This is a genomic window from Streptomyces sp. NPDC111628 (assembly GCF_055635195.1).
This window is the reverse complement of the sequence record NZ_JBVKBZ010000007.1, coordinates 278671-295724: the sequence shown is the minus strand read 5'-3', so window position 1 is coordinate 295724 and position 17054 is coordinate 278671. Positions and strand designations below refer to the sequence as shown.

Sequence of the window (17054 nt, the reverse complement as noted above, 5' to 3'; positions counted from 1 at the left end):
CTAAAGGGTTCCTGTGAGACGGCCGACGGTTACCGAACCGGAATGGTCACAGACCCGGGATCCGGCCGTTGCGGAACAGGTCGACGAAGGTCTGGTGGTCACCGCGCGCGCGTGCGCCGTAGCGGTGCGCGAAGTCGACCAGCAGCGGCGCGAAGCCCTCCTCGTCGGCCGCGATCGCCGCGTCGATGGCCCGCTCGGTGGAGAACGGCACCAGGGACTCCCCGGACTGGTCGTCGGCCGCCGCGTGCATGGTCGCGGTGGCCCGGCCCAGGTCGGCGACGACCTCGGCGATCTCCTCCAGGTCGTCGATGTCGCCCCAGTCCAGGTCGACGGCGTACGGCGAGACCTCGGCGACCAGCTGCCCGGCGCCGTCCAGCTCGGTCCAGCCCAGCCACGGGTCGGCGTGTGCCTGGAGGGCGCGCTGGGAGATCACCGTGCGGTGGCCCTCGTGCTGGAAGTAGTCCTGGATGGCCTGGTCGGTGATGTGCTGGGAGACGGCCGGGGTCTGGGCCTGCTTGATGTAGATCACGACGTCGTTCTCCAGGGCGTCGCTGTTGCCCTCGAGCAGGATGTTGTACGACGGCAGGCCGGCCGAGCCGATGCCGATGCCCCGGCGGCCGACGACGTCCTTCACGCGGTAGGAGTCCGGGCGGGCCAGGGAGGACTCGGGGAGCGTCTCCAGGTAGCCGTCGAAGGCCGCGAGCACCTTGTAGCGGGTGGCGGCGTCCAGCTCGATGGAGCCGCCGCCGGGGGCGAAGCGGCGCTCGAAATCACGGATCTCGGTCATCGAGTCCAGCAGCCCGAAGCGGGTCAGCGAGCGGGCCACCCGCAACGCGCCGAGCAGCGGACCCTCCGCGGTGTCCAGCGTGAAGGGCGGCACCTCGTCGCTCTTGGCGCCGGTGGCCAGGGCGTGGATCCGCTCGCGGTACGCGCCCGCGTACACCCGCACCAGCTCGCTGATCTGCTCGTCGCTGAACGCCTTCGCGTACCCGATCAGCGCGACGGAGGCGGCGAAGCGCTTGAGGTCCCAGGTGAAGGGGCCGACGTAGGCCTCGTCGAAGTCGTTGACGTTGAAGATCAGCCGGCCGGTGGAATCCATGTACGTGCCGAAGTTCTCCGCGTGGAGATCGCCGTGGATCCACACCCGGGAGGTCCGCTCGTCCAGGTAGGCGCCGCCGTGCTGGTCACCGAAGTCCGGATCCTCGGTCAAATCGCGGTAGAAGAGACCTGCGGTGCCGCGGTAGAACGCGAAGGCGGAGGCCGCCATCTTCCGGAACTTCACGCGGAACGCCGCGGGATCCGCGGCCAGCAGCCGGCCGAAGGCGGTGTCGAAGACGGCGAGGATCTCCTCGCCGCGGTGCTCCTCGTTGAGCTGCGGGACCGACATGCCTGGTGCCTCCTGGTGCGGGTGGTGCCTCACGGATGGAGCGGATCTCCACTCGGGCCAACGTTCGAAGGGGTGCGGGAGTGCCCGCCCCAGAAGGTACGCGTGGGGAGCCTTCGAGTGTCAGTGGTGAGGCATAGACTTCGACGCTGACCCCCCGGATCGACCGCCGCCAGTCGTCCCCAGTTTTCTCAGGAGGCCGCACGTGTCAAAGCCGCCGTTCACGCACCTGCACGTCCACACCCAGTACTCGCTGCTGGACGGTGCCGCGCGGCTCAAGGACATGTTCGACGCGTGCAACGAGATGGGCATGTCGCACATCGCCATGTCCGACCACGGCAACCTGCACGGGGCGTACGACTTCTTCCACTCCGCGAAGAAGGCCGGCGTCACCCCGATCATCGGGATCGAGGCCTACGTCGCGCCCGAGTCCCGGCGCAACAAGCGCAAGATCCAGTGGGGCCAGCCGCACCAGAAGCGGGACGACGTGTCCGGTTCCGGTGGTTACACCCACAAGACCATGTGGGCGACGAACAGCAAGGGTCTGCACAACCTCTTCCGCCTCTCCTCCGACGCCTACGCCGAGGGCTGGCTGCAGAAGTGGCCGCGGATGGACAAGGAGACCATCAGCCAGTGGTCCGAGGGCATCGTCGCCTCCACCGGCTGCCCCTCCGGCGAGGTGCAGACCCGGCTGCGCCTGGGCCACTTCGACGAGGCCCTGAAGGCGGCCGCCGACTACCAGGACATCTTCGGCAAGGACCGGTACTTCCTGGAGCTGATGGACCACGGCATCGAGATCGAGCACCGGGTCCGCGACGGACTCCTGGAGATCGGCAGGAAGCTCGGCATCCCGCCGCTGGTGACGAACGACTCGCACTACACCTACGCGCACGAGGCGACCGCCCACGACGCCCTGCTGTGCATCCAGACCGGCAAGAACCTCTCCGACCCGGACCGCTTCCGCTTCGACGGCACCGGCTACTACCTGAAGTCGACGGACGAGATGTACGCCATCGACTCCTCCGACGCCTGGCAGGAGGGCTGCGCCAACACGCGCCTGATCGCCGAGATGATCGACACCACCGGCATGTTCGAGAAGCGCGACCTCATGCCGAAGTTCGACATCCCCGACGGCTTCACCGAGGTCACCTGGTTCCAGGAGGAGGTCCGCCGCGGCATGGAGCGCCGCTTCTCGGGCCAGGTCCCCGAGGACCGCCAGAAGCAGGCCGAGTACGAGATGGACGTCATCATCCAGATGGGGTTCCCGGGGTACTTCCTGGTGGTCGCCGACTTCATCATGTGGGCCAAGAACCAGGGCATCGCGGTCGGCCCCGGCCGAGGCTCCGCGGCCGGCTCGATCGTGGCCTACGCGATGGGCATCACCGACCTCGACCCCATCCCGCACGGCCTGATCTTCGAGCGCTTCCTCAACCCCGAGCGCGTCTCCATGCCCGACGTCGACATCGACTTCGACGAGCGCAGGCGCGTCGAGGTGATCAGGTACGTGACCGAGAAGTACGGCGCCGACAAGGTCGCCATGATCGGCACCTACGGCAAGATCAAGGCCAAGAACGCCATCAAGGACTCCGCGCGCGTGCTGGGCTACCCGTACGCGATGGGCGACCGGCTGACCAAGGCCATGCCCGCCGACGTCCTCGGCAAGGGCATCGACCTCAACGGCATCACCGACCCGACGCACCCGCGCTACAGCGAGGCCGGCGAGATCCGCTCGATGTACGAGAGCGAGCCGGACGTCAAGAAGGTCATCGACACCGCCAAGGGCGTCGAGGGCCTGGTGAGGCAGATGGGCGTGCACGCGGCCGGCGTGATCATGTCCAGCGAGCCCATCGTCGACCACGCCCCGATCTGGGTCCGGCACACGGACGGCGTGACCATCACGCAGTGGGACTATCCGCAGTGCGAGTCGCTCGGCCTGCTGAAGATGGACTTCCTCGGCCTGCGCAACCTCACGATCATGGACGACGCCGTCAAGATGGTGAAGTCCAACAAGGGCATCGACCTCGACCTGCTGTCGCTGCCGCTGGACGACCCTACGACCTTCGAACTGCTGCAGCGCGGCGACACGCTCGGCGTCTTCCAGTTCGACGGCGGCCCGATGCGCTCCCTGCTGCGGCTGATGAAGCCCGACAACTTCGAGGACATCTCCGCCGTCTCCGCGCTCTACCGCCCCGGCCCCATGGGCATGGACTCGCACACCAACTACGCGCTGCGCAAGAACAACCTCCAGGAGATCACGCCGATCCACAAGGAGCTGGAGGAGCCCCTCCAGGAGGTCCTCGCGGTCACCTACGGCCTGATCGTCTACCAGGAGCAGGTGCAGAAGGCCGCCCAGATCATCGCGGGCTACTCGCTCGGCGAGGCCGACATCCTGCGCCGCGTGATGGGCAAGAAGAAGCCCGACGAACTGGCGAAGAACTTCGTCCTCTTCCAGGCCGGAGCCAGGAAGAACGGCTACAGCGACGAGGCCATCCAGGCCCTGTGGGACGTGCTGGTCCCCTTCGCCGGCTACGCCTTCAACAAGGCGCACTCGGCCGCGTACGGCCTGGTCTCGTACTGGACCGGCTACCTGAAGGCGAACTACCCGGCCGAGTACATGGCCGCCCTGCTCACCTCGGTCAAGGACGACAAGGACAAGTCGGCCGTCTACCTGAACGAGTGCCGGCGCATGGGCATCAAGGTGCTGCCGCCCAACGTCAACGAGTCCATGTCGAACTTCGCCGCGCAGGGCGACGACGTGATCCTCTTCGGCCTCTCCGCCGTGCGCAACGTCGGCACCAACGTCGTCGAGTCGATCATCAAGTGCCGCAAGGCCAAGGGGAAGTACGCGTCCTTCCCCGACTACCTGGACAAGGTGGAGGCGGTCGTCTGCAACAAGCGGACGACGGAGTCGCTGATCAAGGCCGGCGCCTTCGACGAGATGGGACACACCCGCAAGGGCCTCACCGCGCAGTACGAACCGATGATCGACAACGTGGTCGCGGTCAAGCGCAAGGAGGCTGAGGGCCAGTTCGACCTCTTCGGCGGCATGGGCGACGAGCAGAACGACGAGCCCGGCTTCGGACTCGACGTGGTCTTCGGCGAGGACGAGTGGGACAAGACCTATCTGCTCGCCCAGGAGCGGGAGATGCTCGGTCTCTACGTCTCCGACCACCCGCTCTTCGGCCTGGAGCACGTGCTGTCCGACAAGGCCGACGCGGGCATCTCCCAGCTCACCGGCGGTGACTTCGGCGACGGCGCGGTCGTCACCATCGGCGGCATCATCTCGGGCCTCCAGCGCAAGATGACCAAGCAGGGCAACGCCTGGGCCATCGCCACCGTCGAGGACCTCGCCGGCTCGCTGGAGTGCATGTTCTTCCCGGCGACGTACCAGCTGGTGTCCACGCAACTGGTCGAGGACGCCGTGGTGTTCGTCAAGGGGCGCCTCGACAAGCGGGAGGACATCCCCCGGCTGGTCGCGATGGAGCTGATGATCCCCGACCTGTCCAACGCGGGCACCAACGCACCCGTCGTCCTCACCATCCCGGCCACCCGCATCACGCCGCCGATGGTCAGCAGGCTCGGTGAGATCCTCACCCACCACCGGGGCGACAGCGAGGTGCGGATCAAGCTCCAGGGGCCCACGAAGACGACGGTGCTGCGCCTGGACCGGCACCGGGTGAAGCCCGATCCGGCGCTGTTCGGCGACCTCAAGGTGCTGCTCGGGCCGTCCTGCCTGGCGGGCTGAGCGGAGAAACGAGCGAGGGGCGCCCCCGGTTGCCGGGTGCGCCCCTCGTCGTGGACGTCAGTTGTGGCCGAAGCGCTTCTGCCGCTTGCGGGAGGCCGCGTCGCCGGGCGTCGTCAGCTGCGGGGAGTGCTGCTCCTCGCGGTCCAGTACGGCCGACTCGGAGGCCTGCGGGGAGCGCTCGGCCTGCGGGTGCTTACGATCACGGTTGTTCTTGTTCTTGGCCATGGTGATCTACCTCCTGAGGGGGATCTGGGGACCAGGACCGAAACCAGATTCACATAGGCCAACAAAGAACGCATATCGGGCAATTACCGTCCGTGACGCGGTCCGAGCGGTCGCGGGGTGCCGAAACGCCACGCCGAAGATCGAGTTCGGGCCGTTAACCTCCGCGTGGTCGGGCAGACTCGAAGGAAGCCCGAAGCAAACCTCCCGGAAAGAGGGTGGACCGCGTGGACCGCTGCATCGTCCTGGTGGACGCCGGGTATCTGCTGGGGGCCGCCGCGAGTCTCCTGGCGGGGGAACCCTCGCGTTCGCGCATCACCGTCGACCACGCCGCCCTCATCCAGGGGTTGCGCGACCGCGCCGAGTCCGACACGCAACAGCCCCTGCTGCGCATCTACTGGTTCGACGGCGCCCCCGACCGCGTCCCGCAGCCCGAGCACCGGCGGCTGCGCGTGATGCCCCGGGTCACCGTCCGGCTCGGCGCCCTCACCCGCAGCGACGGACGGTGGGCGCAGAAGGGCGTGGACGCCGCCATGCACGCCGAACTGACCGAACTGGCCCGCAACCGCGCCTGTTCCGACGTCGTCCTGGTGACCGGCGACGGCGACCTGCTGCCCGGCATGATGGCCGCCAAGGAACACGGCGTCGCCGTCCACCTGTGGGCCGTGCAGGCCGCCGACGGCGACTACAACCAGTCCGAGGACCTGGTCGCCGAGGCCGACGAACGCCGCGTCCTGGACCGTACGTGGATCACGAAGGCCGTACGCGCCAAGGAACTCGGCGGCATCTGCGCGCCGCCGCCCGTGCCCCGCCCCGAGATCGCCGCGATCCTCTCCGCGCCGCTGCCCGAGTCCGCGCTCTCCGCCGCCCAGCGGCCCGCCGAGGCGCCCGAACACCCCACCACGGCCGCCGCGGGACCGGCCGGCACCGAGGAACGGGTACCGCCCGCCAAGGGTGTCCCCACCCCCAAGGACCTCGCCGCCCTGCGCGCCCCCGGCGCCCACCCCGCCCCGCAGCCCGCCAACGCCACCCTGCGCTGGTCCTCCGACAAGGGCTGGGTCGACCGTCCCGCCGCCGAGCCCTCCGAGGTCGCCACCCTGCCGACGCTGGCCCAGCTCACCACGGCCGAGCAGCGCTGGGCCGACCGCGAGGAGGACATCACCACGGTCGGCGGCGACCCGTACGAGGTGGGGCAGGTCTTCGCCCGGCGCTGGCTGGAACGGCTCGGCGACCACGGCCACCTGCAGAAACTGTCCGGGATGTACCCGCGCATCCCGCACCGCGTCGACGGTGAGCTGCTGCGCTACGCGGCCCGCTTCGGACTGCTCGCGCACAAGGACGACCAGATCGACGAGCACGACCGGTACGCCATCCGGGCCGGGTTCTGGCGGGAGATCGACGTGCGCACGGCGACCGAACGCACGCCCGCCGCCGAGTGAGACGCCCCGGCGTCCCCGGTACTCCCCGGCGCTCCCGGGCCGAACCGACACCTGCTGAATCGACACTTATGGGCGGACCCGGAAGCGGGCCTAGGGGACCGACCCCGTAGTCTCCTCCCTTGTGAGTACGCGCGCGGCACAGGCACCTCGACCCGGTGGCGATGCCGTGTGCGTGGTGCGCGCACTGACCAAGACCTATCCCGCGGTGCGCGGCAGGCGCGGCGTACCCGCCACTCCCGAGGTGCGGGCCACCGACGACGTCACCCTGGACATCCGCCGCGGTGAGATCTTCGGACTGCTCGGACCCAACGGCGCCGGCAAGTCCACCCTCGTCCGCCAGCTCACCGGGCTGATGCGGCCCGACAGCGGCAGCGTGGAGATCCTCGGGCACGACATCGTGCGCCACCCGGAGCGGGCCGCGCGGATCCTCGCCTACCTGGGGCAGGAGTCCAGCGCCCTGGACGAGCTGACCGTGTCGCTCGCCGCCGAGACCACCGGGCGGCTGCGCGGCCTCGAGGTGCGCCGGGCCCGCGCCGAGCGGGACGCCGTGCTCGAGGAACTGGGCCTGACCGGGCTCGCCGCCCGCCCGATCAAGAAGCTCTCCGGCGGCCAGCGCCGCCTGGCCTGCTTCGCCGCCGCACTGGTGGGGGAGCGGCCGCTGCTCGTGCTGGACGAGCCGACCACCGGCATGGACCCGGTGGCCCGGCGCGCGGTGTGGTCGGCCGTCGACCGGCGGCGCGCCGAGCACGGCGCCACCGTGCTGCTCGTCACCCACAACGTCATCGAGGCCGAGACCGTGCTCGACCGGGTCGCCGTCCTCGACCGGGGACGAGTGATCGCCTGCGACACGCCCGCCGGGCTCAAGGAGCAGGTCGCCGGCGAGGTCCGCGTCGACCTGGTGTGGCGCGAGAGCGCGCCGCTGAACGTCCCGGAGGTCGCCGCCCTGCGCGACCGCGTCGTCGAGTCGGGACGCCGCTGGACCCTGCGGCTCGCTCCCGAGGAGGCCCGCGCGGTCGTCGCCACCGTCACCGGCGGCGCCGCCTTCGCCGCCCTGGACGACTTCACCCTGGCCACGCCCAGCCTGGAGGACGTGTACCTGGCGCTGGGCGGCGCCGCGCGGCAGGGGCTGGTGAGGACGTGAGCACGCGAGCGCTGAGAACACCGGCCGCCGCATCCGTACCCGTCGGGGCGACCGCCTCCGCCGGGGCGACCGCTTCGAACGACCCGAGCGAAGGGGAGCTGCGCGACGTGAGTGTCGTACCTGCCGATGCCCTGCGGGGTGCCGCCCCGGCGGCCGAGGGGCGGCGCGTGGCCGGTCCGGCCGAGCTCGGGCCGAAGGCACGGCTGTGGCCCTCCCTGGTGGCCGTGTACCGGGCGCAGCTGTCCCGGGCGCGGGTCGCGCGCATCCCGCTGCTGTTCGTGGCGACCTTCCAGTCCGTCGGCATCATGATCCTCATGCGCGGCGTCGTCGACGGCGGCGGCGAGGCACGGGCCGTGGTCGCCGGGTCCGCGGTGCTCGTCGTGGCCTTCGTCGCGCTGAACCTCCTCGCCCAGTACTTCGGCCAGCTGCGCGCCAGCGGCGGCCTCGACCACTACGCGACGCTGCCGGTGCCGCCGGCCGCGGTGGTGCTGGGCGCGGCGGGCGCCTACGCGTCCTTCACCGCGCCCGGGACCGTGGTGACCGCGGTGTTCGGATGTCTGCTGTTCGGGCTGCCGATGACCCACCTGTGGGTGCTGGTGGCCGTGATTCCGCTGGCGGGCGCCGCCCTCGCCGGACTGGGCGCGGCGCTGGGGCTGCTCGCCCCCCGGCCCGAGTTCGCCACCCTCCTCGGCCAGCTCGGCATGTCGGCGGCGCTGCTGCTCGGCGTGCTGCCGCCCGAACGGATGCCGCAGGTGGTCCGTCTGGCCCGGGACCTGCTGCCCTCCACCTACGGGGTGGAGGCCCTCGCGCGCACCTTCGGCGAGCGGCCCGACTGGGGCTTCGTCCTCGGCGACCTCGCCGTGTGCGCCGCGGTCGGGGTGATCTCGCTGGCCGTGGCCACCTGGGCGTACCGCCGGGCCGCCGTCCGGTGACGCGCCGCACAGGCGGGTTTGGCACGATGGCACGGTGACCGCACCCTTGACCCCGCCACCGCCGCCGAACGAACGCCCGTCGTACCAGGGCGGGCCGGTGCCGCCGCCCGTCGGCGCGCACGCGGCGGGACCCGCGCCCGGCGGTTCTCACGACCCTTACGGCCCGTACGGCGAACAGGACGGCCCCGGGATGTTGACCGAACTGCGGCAGGCCGCCGTGACCGTGTTGGCGGTCGCGCTCTCCGGTGCGCTGCTGGGCGTGCTGTGGTGGAAGCTGGCACCGAGCGTGCCGCTGGTGGGCGAGATCCTCGACGACAGCTGGGTCGTCTACCTCAAGGACTCCGAGGGCGAGCAGGCGATCGGCGTCGACGGAACGTTCACGCTGCTCGCGCTGGCCTTCGGGGCGCTCAGCGCGGTCGTGGTGTTCCTGCTGCGGCGGCGCGGGGGTGTGCCGCTGGTGGCGGCCCTCGGTGTCGGCGGCCTGCTCGGATCGCTGCTGGCGTGGCGGCTCGGGGTGTGGCTCGGGCCGACGCAGGACGTGATCGCGCACGCGAAGGACGTGGGCAAAGGGGTGACGTTCTCCGCCCCGCTCAAGCTGGGCGCCAAGGGTGCGCTGCTGGCGTGGTCGCTCGCGGCACTGGTGGTCCACCTGGGGCTGACCGGACTGTTCGGGCCCCGGGACCCGGAGCCCGACCCCTGGCCGGCACCGGGGCAGTACCCGTCGGCGCCGTACGGGGACAAGCCGGCTTAGGACCTGTCCGGCGGATCATGCCGCAGACGCGGGGTCCTGACCCGCCGGACAGGCCCTAGGCCGGGCGGCGGCCGTGGTTCGCCCGGCCCTTTCTGGTGCGCCAGCGGCGTTTGCGCGTTCGCTTCGACATGTCCTGTCTGATTAGCCGACGACAGGCGCCCTGTCGAGGGGTCAGGCGCGGCCGATCCGGGCGATCACCGCGTCCGTGAGCCTGGCCAGGTCGTCGGGGGACAGCTCGACCTCCAGGCCCCGGCGGCCCGCCGAGACGCAGATCGAGCCGTGCTCGGAGGCCGACGCGTCCAGGACCGTCGCCAGCCGCTTGCGCTGGCCCAGCGGGGAGATGCCGCCGCGCACATAGCCCGTGGTGCGCTCGGCCAGGGCCGGATCGGCCATCGCCGCGCGCTTGCCGCCCACCGCGGCCGCCAGCGCCTTGAGGTCCAGCTGGCCCGCCACCGGCACCACCGCGACCGTCAGGGCGCCGTCGACGTCGGCCACCAGCGTCTTGAACACCCGCTCCGGCGACACGCCCATCGCCTCGGCCGCCTCCTCGCCGTAGGACGGGTGGGCCGGGTCGTGTTCGTAGGCGTGGACCGTGTACGTCACCCCGGCCGCCGTGAGTGCCACCGTCGCGGGCGTGCCGCCCGGCTGCTGCTTCTTCGCCTTGCTCGGCCTGTTCGGCTTCTTCGCCATGCGGGGCAGTACCTCAGTTGAGACTCGTCGGGCCGCGCGTCAGTTCCGACGCCGGCAGGGACGGCAGCGTACGGATGATGGAGGTCTCGGAGCGAAGGAGTTTCAGCTCGTCCCGCAGCCGCGAGGCGGTGTCCGGGGCCTGGAGCAGGCGCTGCTTCGTCGGCGTGTCCAGCATCATCGCGGCGGCGACCAGGTAGGAGACCACACCCGGTTCGTCGGGCAGGTCGGCGCCGGTCGCCAGTGACCGTTCGCGGGCCCCCGCCAGCCGCTTCTGGTACTGCCGGAAGGACCGCAGCACGCCCTCCGCCAGGGCGCCGGCCTCGTCGCCGGGCTCCTCGGGCAGCGGCTCCAGCTCGGCCGTCAGGAACGGCCCCGAGGCCTCCACCGAGAGCAGCCGCATCCGGGTCGTGCCGGTCGCCAGCACCTCGAAGGTGCCGTCGGCCCGCTCCCGGACCGTCGCCGCGTCCGCGACGCAGCCCACCTTGTGGAACGCCTTGAGCGGGTCGCTCCCGAACCCGGCCGTCGGACCGCGCTCAAGGGTGGCCGTGGGGTCGGGCAGGCCGGGGGCGGTCTGGGCCACCTCGAAGCCGTCGCGGATCGCCACGACGGCGAACCGGCGTGGTTCGTCCTCGGGGGTCTTCAGCAACTCGCGCATCATGGCGCGATAGCGCTCCTCGAAGATGTTGAGCGGGAGCACCAGCCCCGGGAACAGGACCGAGTTCAGGGGGAAGAGGGGGAGCCGGACGGTGGTCACGACGCAGAAGCCTAATGGTCGCCGGGGCGGACGCGTTCGCCGTGCCCGTTCCGTGGGCGACCCGGAGCCGCCCCACCGGTCGCGGGGGACGCTTCCCCGGGGTGCGCACGGACGTCCGCACGCACCCGCAGGAAGCCGCCGAGCGGGTCGTCCGTGTCCCGGTCCCACGGGAAGGACGTGACGTACGGGCCGGTCAGCCGCAGCTGCTCCGCCGCGTCCTGACGGCGTTCCAGGCGTACGAGGACGTAGACGAGCAGGTTCCGCAGTTCCGCCGCCCAGGGATCGGCCGCCGGGTGGGCCGCCGAGAGGGTGATCGCACGGTCGGCGGCGGCGTCCAGACGGGGGCGGCGGGCGCGTACGGCGGCCGTGGTCGCGCGGCCGGGGCGGGCGGCGTTGCCGGTGCCGGTGTCGGTGGCAGTCAGACAGGCGAAGGCCGCGTGCAGCGGCAGCGCCCGTACGAGCGCCTCCTCGGGGGCCTCCTGGGCGGCCGTCTCCGCGAAGTCGAGGCACTCGCCGTGGGCGTCGGGCGAGGCGGCGGCCAGGTACTCCAGGGCGGCGACATGACTGCCGTAGTGGTGCGGGGAGCGGCGGACCGCCTGCTCCCACAGGCGCTCGAACTCGGCGTGTTCGGCGCCCGCGCCCCGTGCGGCGTCCAGCGCGGTCCGCCACGGCACCGGGTCGGCGGGGCCGGCGGCCTCGGCGGCGGCGACCACGGTGGGGATCACCTGGCGCAGGAGTTCGGTGCGGGCCGGTGAGTCCCAGTGGCGGTGGACCGCCAGGCGGGCCGCGACCAGCAGGGCGTCCGGGTCGTCCGGGGCGCCGGCGCGCCAGGTGTCGAGCCACTCGGAGCGGAAGCGCGCGAAGGCGGCCAGCCGGGTCGCGTAACGGTCGCGGTGGTCCCATTCGGCGTTGTCGCGGGTACCGGCGAGGAGGCGTGCCGCGGGGCCGTGCTCGCCGTGGGCCGCGGCGACGAGGGCCGGGGCGAGACGGTCGTCGGGGGCGTCGAGGAGCACGTCGTCGTCTGGGGCGGGCCGGGGCGACCGGGAGCGGGCCCGGGCAGCCGCGGTCCGCAGGAACGCGCGCAGCATGGCCAGTACGACGGCCGAGAGTTCGGGATGGTTGTGCGACCCCGGCTCCGCCCTCGGCCGTTCGGGTCCTTTCGCCGTGAGCGGGCCGTGTTCGTCCCCGGAGGGGTCAGCTCCGGCGGAGCAGGCGGGTGGCGCCCGCTGCCACGGTGGTCGCCAGGACCCAGCCCAGCAGGACCAGGGCCGTCGACAGCCACTGCCAGCCGCCGTGGAGCTGCCAGGAACCGGCCTGGCCCAGATCGATCACCGGGAGGAGGAGGTCGAGGGCGAAGAGGGCCGGGTTCCAGTCCGGGTGTTCGCCGCTCTTCAGCGGGGGCGGGTCCGCGCGGGCGAAGGCGAGGGAACCGGCCGCCCACAGGACCGCCATCCACACCGCCGCCCGGCCCGGTCGGTATCCGTAGGCGACCGTCCAGTCCTGGGCGTAGCCCACCAGCTTCGCGGCGACCGGCAGGCTCTCGCGGCGCCTGCGGTGCTTGGCGAGCAGCACCTCGCGGGCGTCCTCGTCCTCGCCGCCGGCCCGCAGCACGGCGGCGAGGCGCTCGTACGGCTCCGGGTGGTACTCGGCGGTCGCGGCGCCCACCCAGCGCAGCCGCTTGGCCAGCGGGAACGGCCCGCGCGGCACCAGGTTCTCGTAGGCGAAGCCGCCCATGTGCAGCCGGCCGGGGCCCGGCCAGCTGTCCGCCCGGTCCATCAGGTTGACCACCCGCGCCCCCGACAGCACCACCCGCCCGCGCGCCGGACGCTCGCCCAGGAAGCGCAGCTCGGGCGTCTGCACCCGGCGCAGCGACAGCTCCTGGTCGTCGGTGAAGGTGAACCGGGCGTGCTCCAGGTCCAGCGCGTCGCCGAACCGCCCGTCGTCGAGCCGCACCCCGCCCTCGCACTCGAAGCGCTGGATCCTGGTGCCCTGCGCGGGCGTGGTGCCGCGCAGCAGCGGGCTGCCCAGGCCCGCCGGGGTCAGGTACAGGGTGCGCTCCACCGTCAGCTGCGGGGCGTTCAGCGCGTGCCGCGTGTACGGGTTGAGCAGCCGGGCGCCGCGCAGGCTCAGCGACACGCCGACCTGGGCGCTGCGCAGGCTCACCTCGCCGTGCGACTCCAGCATCTCGGCCTGGAGGTCCTGCCCCACCGTCATGCCGTCCGCGGCGATGGAACGGCCGCTGCGGTCCCGGTGCACGATCGCCTGGTTGAGCAGCAGGTCGGTGCCTATCTGCGCGTCCGTGAGCCGGATGCCGCCCGGGAAGCGGGAGCGCGGCAGGTGCAGGTCGCCCTCGGTGTGCAGCCGGGCCGCCTCCAGGCGCGGCACCGCGCAGTCCACCAGCCGCACCGTCGTGAACCGGGTCTCCGGCAGCAGCACCTCCCGCTCGAAGCGGCAACGGCGCAGCTCCACGTAGGGCACCACCGTGCCGCCCGCCAGATCCATCGTGTCGCTGATCCGCACGCCCACGAGCTGCAGCGAGGACACCCGGCCCGCGAGCGCCGGCGGACCGTCGAGAAGCAGCCAGCACACGACGCGGGCCCGCACGGTCCGCTCCGGCCCCCACGGATGCCCGCCGTGCGGGTCGTCGACCAGTGCGTCGCCGCTGCTCAGGTCGTACACGCTGCCGTTGCGGAAGGCCTGCCACATGCCCGCCTCGGCGGTGGTCAGGTCGTCCGGCAGCTCTCCGTCACGGTGGCCGGCCCCCTCGGTCACGGCGCTTCACTCCCTCCCCAACTACTCGCCGGTCGCTCACTCTTCGTACAACCGTTCATGCCCACTGCGTGACCTTCTGAACACTCAAAGTGAGCACGGATCGCCCGAGTTCACCGTGGGACGTGAGGTCCGTCGCGTTCTGTATCAGCCATTGATACGCGCGGACCGTGCCGGACGCGGGTCTGAGAGAATTGGTTCCGTGATCTCCCGAATCGATCTGCGCGGCGACGCCCTCCCCGAGGACCCCGCCCTGCGCGACCTGCTGCCCCGAGCCGACTTCGACGTCTCGGTCGCCCTGGAGAAGGTGCGTCCGATCTGCGAGGCCGTGCATCATCGCGGGGACGCGGCGCTGATCGACTACACCGAGCAGTTCGACGGCGTCCGGCTGGAGCGGGTGCGGGTCCCGGCCGAGGAGCTGACCCGCGCGCTGGAGGGCCTGGACCCGGCCGTGCGCGCCGCGCTCGAGGAGTCCGTCCGCCGCGCCCGCCTCGTCCACCGCGAGCAGCGCCGCACCACGCACACCACGCAGGTCGTGCCCGGCGGCTCGGTCACCGAGAAGTGGGTGCCGGTCGAGCGGGTCGGGCTCTACGTGCCCGGCGGCCGGTCGGTCTACCCGTCGTCCGTGATCATGAACGTGGTGCCCGCGCAGGAGGCCGGGGTCGGCTCGGTCGCGCTCGCCTCGCCCGCGCAGGCCGAGTTCGGCGGCATCCCGCACCCCACCATCCTGGCCGCCTGCGCCCTGCTCGGCGTCGACGAGGTGTACGCGGCGGGCGGCGCCACCGCCGTCGCGATGTTCGCCTACGGCACCGAGTCCTGCCCGCCCGCCAACATGGTCACCGGCCCCGGCAACATCTGGGTCGCCGCCGCCAAGCGCTTCTTCACCGGGAAGATCGGCATCGACGCCGAGGCCGGACCGACCGAGATCGCCGTCCTGGCGGACTCGACCGCCGACCCGGTGCACGTCGCCTCCGACCTGATCAGCCAGGCCGAGCACGACCCGCTGGCCGCCGCCGTCCTGGTCACCGACTCCGTGGAGCTGGCCGACGCGGTGGAGAAGGAGTTGCAGCCGCAGGTCGAGGCGACCAAGCACATCGAGGACCGGATCCGTCCGGCCCTGGCCGGGCGCCAGTCCGCGATCGTCCTCGTCGACGGCCTGGACGAGGGCCTGCGCGTCGTCGACGCCTACGGCGCCGAGCACCTGGAGATCCAGACCGCCGACGCCGCCGCCGTCGCCGACCGCGTCAAGAACGCCGGCGCGATCTTCGTCGGCCCCTGGGCGCCCGTCTCGCTCGGCGACTACGCGGCCGGGTCCAACCACGTCCTGCCCACCGGCGGCTGCGCCTGCCACTCCTCGGGCCTGTCCGTGCAGTCCTTCCTGCGCGGCATCCACATCGTCGACTACACGCGCGACGCGCTCGCCGAGGTCGCGCGGCACGTGGTGACGCTGGCCGAGGCCGAGGACCTGCCCGCGCACGGCGCGGCGATCAAGGCGAGGTTCGAGTGGAAGGTCCCGGAAAGCAAGTGACGTTCGGCATCGACGATCTCCCCGTACGGGACGAGCTGCGCGGCAAGTCCCCCTACGGTGCGCCCCAACTGGACGTGCCGGTACGGCTGAACACCAACGAGAACCCCTACCCGCTGCCCGAGGCGCTGGTCGAGCGGATCACCGAGCGGGTCCGCGAGGCCGCCCGCGACCTCAACCGCTACCCCGACCGGGACGCGGTCGAGCTGCGCACCCAGCTGGCCCGGTACCTGACGGACACCTCCGGACACCCGCTGGACGTGAGCAACGTCTGGGCGGCCAACGGCTCCAACGAGGTCATCCAGCAACTGCTGCAGACCTTCGGCGGCCCGGGCCGCACCGCGATCGGCTTCGAGCCGTCGTACTCGATGCACGGCCTCATCGCGCGCGGCACCGGCACCGGCTGGATCTCCGGGCCCCGCCACGAGGACTTCACCATCGACGTGCCCGCCGCCGAGCGGGCGATCGCCGAGCACCGCCCGGACGTCGTCTTCGTCACCACCCCCAACAACCCCACCGGCAACGCGGTCCCCGCCGAGACGGTCCTCGCCCTCTACGAGGCCGCCCAGGCGGCGAAGCCGTCGATGGTCGTGGTCGACGAGGCGTACATCGAGTTCAGCCACGGCGCCTCGCTGCTGCCGCTCCTCGACGGCCGGCCGAACCTGGTCGTCTCCCGCACCATGTCGAAGGCGTTCGGCGCGGCGGGCCTGCGCCTCGGCTACCTCGCCGCGCACCCGGCCGTCGTCGACGCCGTCCAGCTCGTACGGCTGCCGTACCACCTGTCGGCCGTGACGCAGGCGACCGCGCTGGCCGCCCTGGAGCACACGGACACGCTGCTGAAGTACGTCGAGCAGCTGAAGACCGAGCGGGACCGGCTGGTCGCCGAACTGCGCGCCATCGGCTACGAGGTGACCGAGTCCGACGCCAACTTCGTCCAGTTCGGGCGGTTCGCGGACTCGCACGCGACCTGGCGGAAGATCCTCGACCGGGGCGTCCTGGTCCGGGACAACGGCGTACCGGGGTGGCTGCGGGTCACCGCCGGCACCCCGGAGGAGAACGACGCGTTCCTCGACGCGGTACGTGAAGTCAAGAAGGAGCAGTACACATGAGCCGCGTAGGGCGCGTGGAGCGCACCACCAAGGAGACCTCGGTCCTCGTCGAGATCGACCTCGACGGCACCGGCAAGACCGACATCGCCACCGGCGTCGGGTTCTACGACCACATGCTCGACCAGCTCGGCCGGCACGGTCTGTTCGACCTGACCGTGAAGACCGACGGCGACCTGCACATCGACTCCCACCACACCATCGAGGACACCGCCCTCGCGCTGGGCGCCGCCTTCAAGCAGGCCCTCGGCGACAAGGTGGGCATCTACCGCTTCGGCAACTGCACGGTCCCGCTGGACGAGTCCCTCGCCCAGGTCACCGTCGACCTGTCCGGCCGCCCCTACCTCGTGCACACCGAGCCCGAGAACATGGCGCCGATGATCGGCGAGTACGACGTGACGATGACCCGGCACATCCTGGAGTCCTTCGTCGCCCAGGCCCAGGTCGCCCTGCACGTGCACGTGCCCTACGGGCGCAACGCGCACCACATCGTCGAGTGCCAGTTCAAGGCGCTGGCCCGGGCCCTGCGCTACGCCTCCGAGCGCGACCCGCGCGCGGCCGGCATCCTGCCTTCCACGAAGGGCGCGCTGTAACCC

Annotated in this window: 14 protein-coding genes; 8 read left to right on the top strand and 6 right to left on the bottom strand. The window is 71.8% G+C overall.

What is annotated here, in order from left to right:
* Nucleotides 1-46 precede the first annotated feature (46 nt).
* The gene (locus tag ACZ7MF_RS33950) at nt 47-1387 is read right to left on the bottom strand and encodes a DUF2252 domain-containing protein (protein WP_471482066.1); all 1341 of its coding nucleotides are present in this window, start codon (nt 1385-1387) and stop codon (nt 47-49) included.
* A 202-nt stretch (nt 1388-1589) separates the two neighbouring features.
* Between ACZ7MF_RS33950 and dnaE the strand changes: the two genes are divergently transcribed.
* On the top strand, nt 1590-5129 hold the full coding sequence (gene dnaE / locus ACZ7MF_RS33945; RefSeq protein WP_471482065.1) for a DNA polymerase III subunit alpha: 3540 nt from the start codon (nt 1590-1592) through the stop codon (nt 5127-5129).
* Nucleotides 5130-5186: 57 nt separating this feature from the next.
* Here the strand turns inward: dnaE and ACZ7MF_RS33940 are convergent, their stop codons facing one another.
* Nucleotides 5187-5354: a hypothetical protein gene (locus ACZ7MF_RS33940; protein WP_471482064.1), complete on the bottom strand. Its 168-nt coding sequence runs from the start codon at nt 5352-5354 to the stop codon at nt 5187-5189.
* Between the two features lie 224 nt (nt 5355-5578).
* Here ACZ7MF_RS33940 and ACZ7MF_RS33935 point away from each other — a divergent pair, with 224 nt between their 5' ends.
* The 4 genes from ACZ7MF_RS33935 (at nt 5579) to ACZ7MF_RS33920 (ending at nt 9614) form a co-directional block, all read left to right on the top strand.
* Nucleotides 5579-6790, top strand: a complete 1212-nt coding sequence (locus tag ACZ7MF_RS33935; RefSeq protein ID WP_471482063.1) for an NYN domain-containing protein — start codon at nt 5579-5581, stop codon at nt 6788-6790.
* Between the two features lie 166 nt (nt 6791-6956).
* Nucleotides 6957-7931, top strand: coding sequence for an ABC transporter ATP-binding protein (locus ACZ7MF_RS33930; protein ID WP_471482338.1), 975 nt, complete (start codon nt 6957-6959; stop codon nt 7929-7931).
* Nucleotides 7932-8038: 107 nt separating this feature from the next.
* Nucleotides 8039-8863, top strand: coding sequence for an ABC transporter permease (locus tag ACZ7MF_RS33925; protein WP_471482062.1), 825 nt, complete (start codon nt 8039-8041; stop codon nt 8861-8863).
* Nucleotides 8864-8897: 34 nt separating this feature from the next.
* The gene (locus ACZ7MF_RS33920; RefSeq protein WP_471482061.1) at nt 8898-9614 is read left to right on the top strand and encodes an AAA family ATPase; all 717 of its coding nucleotides are present in this window, start codon (nt 8898-8900) and stop codon (nt 9612-9614) included.
* 171 nt (nt 9615-9785) lie between these two features.
* Here the strand turns inward: ACZ7MF_RS33920 and ybaK are convergent, their stop codons facing one another.
* The 4 genes from ybaK to ACZ7MF_RS33900 form a co-directional block, all read right to left on the bottom strand.
* Nucleotides 9786-10304 (bottom strand): Cys-tRNA(Pro) deacylase, encoded by a 519-nt coding sequence (gene ybaK / locus ACZ7MF_RS33915; protein WP_471482060.1) that lies wholly within the window; start codon nt 10302-10304, stop codon nt 9786-9788.
* Between the two features lie 13 nt (nt 10305-10317).
* The gene (locus tag ACZ7MF_RS33910; RefSeq protein WP_356864312.1) at nt 10318-11058 is read right to left on the bottom strand and encodes an LON peptidase substrate-binding domain-containing protein; all 741 of its coding nucleotides are present in this window, start codon (nt 11056-11058) and stop codon (nt 10318-10320) included.
* Between the two features lie 11 nt (nt 11059-11069).
* Nucleotides 11070-12146: a hypothetical protein gene (locus ACZ7MF_RS33905; RefSeq protein ID WP_471482059.1), complete on the bottom strand. Its 1077-nt coding sequence runs from the start codon at nt 12144-12146 to the stop codon at nt 11070-11072.
* Between the two features lie 106 nt (nt 12147-12252).
* Nucleotides 12253-13830 (bottom strand): oxidoreductase, encoded by a 1578-nt coding sequence (locus ACZ7MF_RS33900; protein ID WP_356864308.1) that lies wholly within the window; start codon nt 13828-13830, stop codon nt 12253-12255.
* A 199-nt stretch (nt 13831-14029) separates the two neighbouring features.
* Here ACZ7MF_RS33900 and hisD point away from each other — a divergent pair, with 199 nt between their 5' ends.
* From hisD to hisB, 3 genes are read left to right on the top strand one after another with little or no spacing between them, the layout of a single operon-like run.
* On the top strand, nt 14030-15355 hold the full coding sequence (gene hisD / locus ACZ7MF_RS33895; protein ID WP_471482058.1) for a histidinol dehydrogenase: 1326 nt from the start codon (nt 14030-14032) through the stop codon (nt 15353-15355).
* Nucleotides 15352-16461, top strand: a complete 1110-nt coding sequence (locus ACZ7MF_RS33890; RefSeq protein WP_471482057.1) for a histidinol-phosphate transaminase — start codon at nt 15352-15354, stop codon at nt 16459-16461. Before hisD ends, ACZ7MF_RS33890 begins: the two co-directional genes overlap by 4 nt.
* Entirely contained in the window at nt 16458-17051 is a 594-nt protein-coding gene (hisB, locus tag ACZ7MF_RS33885; RefSeq protein WP_030186039.1) for an imidazoleglycerol-phosphate dehydratase HisB, read from the top strand. Before ACZ7MF_RS33890 ends, hisB begins: the two co-directional genes overlap by 4 nt.
* The last annotated feature ends 3 nt before the right edge of the window (nt 17052-17054 follow it).

Bases quoted from the DNA above. Each gene is read 5' to 3' on its own strand.
- ACZ7MF_RS33950 (WP_471482066.1), bottom strand. From the start codon at position 1,387: ATGTCGGTCCCGCAGCTCAACGAGGAGCACCGCGGCGAGGAGATCCTC.
- ACZ7MF_RS33940 (WP_471482064.1), bottom strand. From the start codon at position 5,354: ATGGCCAAGAACAAGAACAACCGTGATCGTAAGCACCCGCAGGCCGAG.
- ybaK (WP_471482060.1), bottom strand. From the start codon at position 10,304: ATGGCGAAGAAGCCGAACAGGCCGAGCAAGGCGAAGAAGCAGCAGCCG.
- ACZ7MF_RS33905 (WP_471482059.1), bottom strand. From the start codon at position 12,146: ATGCTGCGCGCGTTCCTGCGGACCGCGGCTGCCCGGGCCCGCTCCCGG.
- hisB (WP_030186039.1), top strand. From the start codon at position 16,458: ATGAGCCGCGTAGGGCGCGTGGAGCGCACCACCAAGGAGACCTCGGTC.